We start from the raw sequence: 8,449 nt of genomic DNA on the forward strand, positions 1-8,449 counted from the left end.
TACTTGCTATCAAACCGACACTACCGGCAGCAGCAAGTAAAGTTTTAACTTTCTTTTTTAAATTCATATTACCTCGAATAAATATTAAAGGTATATAAATATATTGAGACTATATATAAGTAAAATCATTCAACTTATATATATATATATATACGGTGTAATTATACCAATTTCGAAAAAATATCTATATTTAGTAGCAAAATATTTATCATAAAAAATGATAAATTTTATGCAATTTATCTTATTTATAAGAATCAAGATTAAAATAAGATATAATTAAAAATAAAGGAAAAAAATGAAGTATAGAATCTTAGATTTATTTTGTGGAGCAGGTGGTTTTTCGTTGGGATTTGAACAAAATACTAATTTTAAAACATTAGTAGCAGCAGATTTTGATCAAAATGCTATTAATACTTTTAAAAATAATTTTTCCGATTCAGAAGTTATTTGTGGTGATATAACTAATATAAATATCAAAAATCAGATAATAAAAAAATCAAAAGAAGTTAATATTAATATGATTATTGGTGGTCCTCCATGTCAAGGATATAGCCTTAAAGGGAAAAATTTAGGATTTGATGATCCAAGAAATTTCTTATTTTTAGAATATTTTGATATTGTAAAAAATATAAGTCCTGAGATTTTTATCATTAAAAATGTTAAGAATCTACTGAATGCACAAAAAGGATATTTTATTAAGCAAATTTATCAAATGTTTACAGATTTAGGTTATAAAGTTTCTTATGGAGTTTTAAATGCAAAGAATTTTGGGATTCCACAAAATCGTGAACGTGCAATTATTATTGGATGCAAAGATAAAGAGATTTTGCTCCCCAAATCTAATATTGATAAACACATAAGTGTTTATGATGCTATTTCTGATTTAAATTATCTGTGTTCTGGTGAAGGCAGTTTTCAAAGTGAGTATCTATATAAACCACTAAGTAGTTACCAAAAAAATCTAAGAGGAGATAAGTTGTATAATCATATTGCAACCAAACACTCAAAAATCGCTTTAGAAAAACTTGCTATGATACCAGAGCAAGGGGATAAAAGTTTTTTACCTAAACACCTATGAGGTAAACAACAATTCAACACTACATGAGCAAGATTAAAATGAGATGATGTATCCTCTACAATTGATACCCGTTTTGATACTCCATCAAATGGAAGAAATTCACATCCGGTATTAAATCGCGCTATTACTCCAAGAGAAGCAGCCAGAATCCAAAGTTTTCCAGATACTTTTATTTTTTATGGTCCTAAAACAAGTATCTGCAGACAAATAGGTAATGCAGTTCCTCCAATGCTAGCTAAAGCAATAGCGAATCATATTGATTTAGAAATGGAAGAGATTAATGCAAGAAAAAATTAGAATCCATCATGCTGATGCATATGAGATAATAAATCAGTTTAAAAAAGAGAATATTAAAGTTAATCACATTATCTGTGATCCACCTTATAATATTTCAGCAAAGCATAATTTTAATACCTTAAATAACCCACGACAAGGTGTATATTTTGGATTATGAGATATTAATTTTGATTTGTTTTCTTGAATTAAACCTTATTCGAAATTAATTGACAAAAATGGAAGTTTTATTATTTTTTGTTCGTATAAATATATAAGTTTCATCATAAAAGAATTAGGAGAGGTAGGATTTATAACTAAAGATGTTTTAATTTGACAAAAGAATAACCCGATGCCCAGAAACATCAAACGTCGCTATGTGCAAGATATGGAATTTGCCATCTGAGCCGTCAAAAAAGGTGCAAAATGGGTTTTTAATAAACCTGATGATAAAGTGTATTTACGATCCTTGTTTTCTTTCCCAATTGTATCAGGGAATGAAAGAAGTAAACACCCGACTCAAAAAAGTTTAGCATTGATGCAGCAAATTATAAATATTCATACAAATATAGATGATGTTATTTTAGATCCATTTATGGGGAGTGGGAGCACAGGAGTTGCCGCGATAAAAAATAATCGAAAATTTATTGGTGTAGAAATTGATGAAAAATATTATAAGATAGCAGAAAAGAGATTATTCGATGATAAAAGTTAGTAAGTTATTGGATCAAAATATTCATCCATTTTTATACGGGATGTTAATGAGTAGAATTTTAATTTCAAAAGATAATAAATACTTTGCTGCTGTTAGTTCATATCAAGAATCTAAGAAAGTTAATTCGTCAAAGCAAGAATTTTTAATGTATTCTAATCAATATCTACAATTCATTAAAAACCTAGATACTAGATACAACTGAATTGATTATCATGAATATACACAAAACTATAAATATACTAATTTTTCTTTCAATGGAAAAGAAAAAGCTATTTTGTTAATACAAAACGATCTAAATTTAACTGAAAATAATCTTTTTAATCGTTTATATTCTAAGATTTTTCAAACATCAGATTTTAATGAAAGCGAAAGTATAACAGGACCTAAAAAATGATTTATTAGAGGATTTTTTGAAAGTAGAGGTAGCATAGATACATCGCTGAATTTTTTAAGTATTGATTTATTTTATAACAGTAAATTTCAGCTCAATAAGATCAAATTATTAACTGATGTATTTAATATTCCGATATCAGTTTTAAACATAAATTTTAGACAACTACAAAAGCAGTTTGTTGAAAATATTAATCGACGAAACACACAATTAAGAATTAATTTAAAGTGATATATAAATCAAATCAGGATTATAAATAACTATAAATTTAAAATCATTTTAAGTAATTATTCGTTTGGTAAAGCTATAAAAATAGATGAATTAAATTTTATTGAATGTCAGTTGTCATATCAGAATAAACCTAATAAATTAAATTCTGTAATTGATTTCTTTATTTCTCTGGTTTTAGATAAAGATTTATCATCATATGATGTTAAAAAACTAAGAAATCAATTATTTAAAACAGAATGACTAGATATAAAAGTAAACCGAAACAGACAATTAGTCTCTTATGTTTTGTTAAATACTCCTGATGTTTGCTATGGGTGCATCAATCGATATCCACTTGAACATAGAACTTTTATTCACAGAAAAACAAGCAGAAATTATTTTGAAATTCATCATAATATTTCGTTTTCTAATAATCAGATGCCAGATAACATAGATAATCTGGTGAAATTATGTCCTGTTTGTCACAGTTGCTTAAAGAAAAATGTCGGAACTGAGTTAGAACAAAAAAATATAATCAAGAGTATTCTTAAAAATGATGAAAATTTAAAAGAATTTGCAATTAATTTCTTTGATACAAGCAATATAGACAAGGTAATCGACTACATTTATCAAAACCTTTGCTAATACACAAGACAATTACACAAAATCAACATCCTAGGATGTTGATTTTCTAGATTTTGAATTATTTTTCTTTGTAAAATATCTATAAGTAAAGTAGTAGGTAAATAAAATAGTTGGTGTGATTATTAGAGCAAGAATAATTGGTAAACCAATATCCAAGAAATTATTAGGTTTTTCTTTGATAATTTGGCTATTTACATCATTTAAAAGGTTATTTCATTGTAATTCAGTATGTATATTAGCTTTTTTGTTTAAAAATTCTGATTTTTTATTTGAATCATTTACTTTATTGATTAGAGTATCTAAATTATTCATCATTTTATTGTCTGTATTTATTGACATTTTAATAGCATCTATTATCCCGAGTAATTGTTCTGATGAATTTTTAGTTTTTACAATGTCATGATAAAGTTTTTTCTCATCTGAAAAAGTAATTTCTTCCACTAATTTATTTATACCATCTTTGTCTATTTTGCTTTTATAAGCATCTAATTGTTTTAGTATCTTTTCGATATCATCATATTTTAAGGTATTATTTTTAATTTTATTCTCAGTATCTTTTGATAAAGCATCCATTTGTTTTATTACATCATTTGAAAAAATATATTTATAGTTTGGATTGATAAATAGTTTTTGCTGCAATGAATGAATTTGATTACTTTTATCTAGTGTAAATTTGTTAAACAAGTTATTTAGAAAATTAATATTAATATCTCATGCAGTCTGCGATGTATTCGGATCAGTTATGATTGCATCTTTAACTATAAATTCATTATTTAAATCTTTTGATAACTGCATTCAATTTGGTCACTGATTCTTTAAAATATCAATAAATTTATTTTTAATACTGTTTTGATATGTTTGAATACTATTACCATTTTGGTTATATTTAAGTTGTTGATATTTATCGATAAATGTATTATTTAACTCTTTATATTCTTCCTCACTTGTATTTTTACTTAATTGTTGATTAATCTTATCAACAACATCCCTAAGTTCATTTAAACTTTTTTGTGTATAAATATTGGTATTTAAATTTTGAAATTCCCTTAAATCTAAACGAACATTTTCTTGATTGTAAATAGAATTTTTTAAATTATCTTTTGCTTGATTATATAGATTTATCAAATCATTTGCTGCATTTATTGATATATCAGTTTTGCTATTAATAATATCCAAAATTTTGTTATAGATAGTTAAATATTGCTCATATGATAAGTTTGTATATTGATGCTGGTTATTATCAACTTTATTAGAAATTAATGTTGATAATTGGCTTAAATCCACTTTTGTATGAGCATTTGAAATAATATTATTAAGTTTCAAAATCATATAATTAATAGTATCTTGATTTAGGTATTCCGAAGCATTTGCCAATTGTGCTTTAGCAAATATTTCATCATATGCTTGCATATCTACATTAGTTCATTTTGGATAATTAACATCTTTTGCTGCAAGTAATTTTTCTAACTTGGATTTATCAACATTGATTGGTGTATCGGGTTTATCGACAAAGACAATTTGAGAAATTTGTGGTATTAAATTGCTTCAACTTATCTTGATTGAAATTATTTTATGATGTTCATTAGTAGGTAAAATAAATCCGGTGCTATAAGCAAGTAAATTGCCTAAAATAACGGTATTTTTAGTTTTATTTTGCTCATCATAAATGGTTGCTGATACTTGTGCATTTGCAGGGGTTAAAGCAAAAATTTCAAGATTTTTGTTTGTGTATGTATCATAACTAAAATCGTATGTTAAGCTGCCATTTTCAGAAATAGGTTTATAAAAAGTATCTAAATTTTGGTCAAGTAGATTTAAAACACCATAATCTTTTTGTGAATCTATATTTGTTCCAGAAAAACCCTCGATTTTATTATTTAAAATATTTTTACCATCATTAATAACTATTTCGTTAAAGTTTAATCCGTGATTTTCTGGATAGTTATCATTAATAAAGATTTTGATATAACGGGCATTTATATTTAATTTATCTACACCTCAATAACGATAATTTGGATATTTAGCATCATAGAACCCATAATCTGTATCAGATAACTTATTAAAGGTAAATTTAGTATCATAAGTTGGTGTTGAATAGATTGTAGTTCAATTTATATTATCGTTTGACACTTGGATATCTGCATTTCTTAATCAGTTGATATTATTCAAATCTGAAAAGATTTTTATTGAATGTAAATTAATATTTGAACCTAAATCATAGGTTAAAAAGTCGCGTCTGCGTAAGTTTTTGCTAATTTTAACAACAGAATTAAAATCAGAATCAAAGGCAGCATTAGTTTTGAAAGTATCGGTTGAATTATTGCTAATGTTTGTGTCAATCAATCTACCAAAAGGTTCTTGGTTTTGTGTGTAAATAACCATATGATTAAATGCTGCAGTTGCAATTTTATCGCTATTGTTAAATAAAATTATGTATCTAGCAGCAGTATTTGGGTTATATTCAGTTCAATCAATACCGTTAACCGATGTAAGCAAACTGATATTCTTGTTTTCAGATCAATATAAGTCGATATTTGCTATTTGATAATTTTTCTTTAAGTCAATTCCGATATAATCGCCCTTATTAAGTTGATAATTATGATTTTGACTTTGAGTATCTAAAGAAAATAATCTAAATGTTCCATTATATTCAGAAGTTGTAATATTATTAGAATTTTTTAATGATGTATATAAATACTTATTGGTATTATCACCATTAAATTCGACATCAAAAGATTTTATTTCTCAAAAACTCTGTGTATTTTGAGTTGATAAAACTTTGATTCCGGTCAAAATACCTGTATTTATAGGTAAATTTATTTTTGTCAAATCATCATTTAAAGATACATTATCTAAAATATTAACAGTTTCTCCATTTAAAATCCCTTGAACTTTAACATTTGAAAGTTTATTATTAGGATTTTGTAAGATACTTATTGAAGCAACTTTACTTGGATATTTAAAATCTACTTTAAAACCTTGATTTGCATTTATATAACCGTTATTTGTATCATTTGCTAAAACAGCTGAAGTAAATTCAGTTTTATCAGTAATAAAACCAATAGAATTGTTTTGATTTGAACTTCTAACATTTTCTCGGCCTAAAATTCTAGTTCCTTCGAATCCTGGTGTTAAAACTTGTTTTTGATTTGGGTTATCATAACCTACCCTTAATCTAGTAATTCTTCATCAAGAATTATTAACAGTAGTGTTATTTACAAATCTAAATTTGTTAGTTATTGCATATCCATGAGCTTGGATGTTAAATGAATTACCATAATCATTTTTTGAACTAAAAAGTTTTCATGAATGCGATGCATCATCATAATATTCTATTTTAAAGTTACTTAGACGATCTCTACCGTTAGGTTGTCCTTGGATTAAATCGATTCTGGTTATTAATCTTTTTTCTGGAAGCATAAATGCAACAGATTGATTTTGTAAGAATGCTGATGTATTACTATGTGCCGAAAATGCTCAGTTTGTATTAAAATCATCATCCTTAATTGAATCGATGCTTCCTTCACGTTTTCATAAATCGCTTGATTCATCGGCTGTATCTTCGGTATAATCATTGTAATTGTTTTTATTTGTATCAAGTTGCTCTTGGTTAATTAATAAGTTTGTTATACCTAATCAAGCCTCTTCGGGGTTATTTTGTGTTGCAATAAGTCTTACAGCACTAACATTTTTGATATTTAAGTTATTTAACTGAATAGGTTCGATGTTATCATGAAATCTTTGATAAATTTGATTATTAACATCTGTTCAGATACCATTAATTGATCGATATTGTAATTTAGAATAAAAGAAATGATCGCGACCATCTTTCATTTGTATATAAATAGAATTTAAAGTTAATGGTTTAGAGAACTCAACACCAAAATAGTCATTTTTATTAATTCTATTAGGGTTAGTAAATAACATTTGATCTTTGTTTTGTGGATCAAAAATATTTCCAGCACCAGTATTTGGCATATCAGTTCGACTAGTTATAAATGTTTGTTGTACATCATTTATAGTTGTTTGATGAAAATGAAGTTTTTGATTTTGGATATCATCTAAGGTAGATAAAAGATAATTTATAAAAGGTTGTAAAATTTTAGGACTAATCTGAGGATTGATAGTTGTTTGATTTATATTAATTTGATGTTTAATATTTGCTTTAATAAGGTTTTTATGTGCTAAAAACAAGTTATTAGCAAACTGGTTATCTGAATTAGTTTTAAGATTAATTAATGCATTTAAAGCATTTATAAGAGCATTATTTAAGTCGATAAATGCATTAATTCAAGGAGAAAAAGTTGTGATAAAAGAATTTTGAAAATAGTAATTTGCTAATTTTTTTAAATTATCATTTAATGAATTAAAATAATTTTGGATATCTAAAACATCTTCTATATTGTATTTTTGAGAAGTTAATAAACTTTGTAAATTTGTTAGTTTGTTTTCTATATCGGTGTTATCACTTCGATCCTTTATAAAGATATTAGAAGCAAAATCTTTGAATAATTTGATAAGTTCTTGGTTTTCTAATTTATTACCAATAATATCATTAAAAGCAGTGTTATAAAGTTGTTTAAAATCAGCATTATTTGCATTTCACAAGTAGTTGCTTAACATGTATAAAGGAATTTGTGCATTTTCAAAAAATAATGATGGATTTAATAAAATCCCATTAATATTTTTATATTTATCTATATTAGTTGTAAATCCACTGAGATCAAAGTTATTTTGAGCAGATGTTGAATTAAGAGAATTGTTTCATAAAATAATATTTTTGTTATTTATTAAATTAGCAAGATTATCAATAAAATCTTTATCATATGAATCTTTTGTGGTGGTTATAATCTTAAAATCATTCGGAATATTTGCAAAAAAGTTTGTTACATCAGCTGCAGAATTTGCAACATTATTAGCAAAGTTATCGATGATATTAAGGTTATCAAGTAAGATATAAATATCTTTATTATCTATCTGTAAGCCTTGATATCAATCGTTAAATCTACTAAAGAACTCTTGGTATATATTTAAATTTATCTCACTGCTGTTATTAATAATAAAACCAAATTTAGTTATTTTATTAGCAATTAGTTGCTGTATTTTTGCTTTGAAGTTCTCAAAATCACTACTTAAT

General features: G+C 25.4%; 4 protein-coding genes. 3 read left to right on the forward strand and 1 reads right to left on the reverse strand.

Features of this window, described 5'->3' with window-relative positions:
- The first annotated feature begins 295 nt into the window (after positions 1–295).
- The 3 genes from ACXYRO_RS03620 to ACXYRO_RS03630 are packed head-to-tail and all read left to right on the forward strand — an operon-like array spanning position 296 to position 3,312.
- On the forward strand, positions 296–1,375 hold the full coding sequence (locus ACXYRO_RS03620; RefSeq protein WP_458614338.1) for a DNA cytosine methyltransferase: 1,080 nt from the start codon (positions 296–298) through the stop codon (positions 1,373–1,375).
- A complete protein-coding gene (locus ACXYRO_RS03625; RefSeq protein ID WP_458597396.1) occupies positions 1,359–2,066 on the forward strand; it encodes a DNA-methyltransferase in 708 nt (235 codons plus the stop codon). The genes ACXYRO_RS03620 and ACXYRO_RS03625 overlap by 17 nt, the downstream gene beginning before the upstream one ends.
- Positions 2,053–3,312: an HNH endonuclease gene (locus ACXYRO_RS03630; protein ID WP_458614339.1), complete on the forward strand. Its 1,260-nt coding sequence runs from the start codon at positions 2,053–2,055 to the stop codon at positions 3,310–3,312. Before ACXYRO_RS03625 ends, ACXYRO_RS03630 begins: the two co-directional genes overlap by 14 nt.
- A 30-nt stretch (positions 3,313–3,342) precedes the next feature.
- On the opposite strand, the gene ACXYRO_RS03635 is transcribed toward ACXYRO_RS03630, so the two are convergent.
- A partial coding sequence (locus ACXYRO_RS03635; protein ID WP_458614340.1) for a beta-N-acetylglucosaminidase domain-containing protein occupies positions 3,343–8,449 on the reverse strand: 5,107 nt, incomplete at its 5' end.

This window comes from Mycoplasma sp. 4013, from assembly GCF_054353875.1.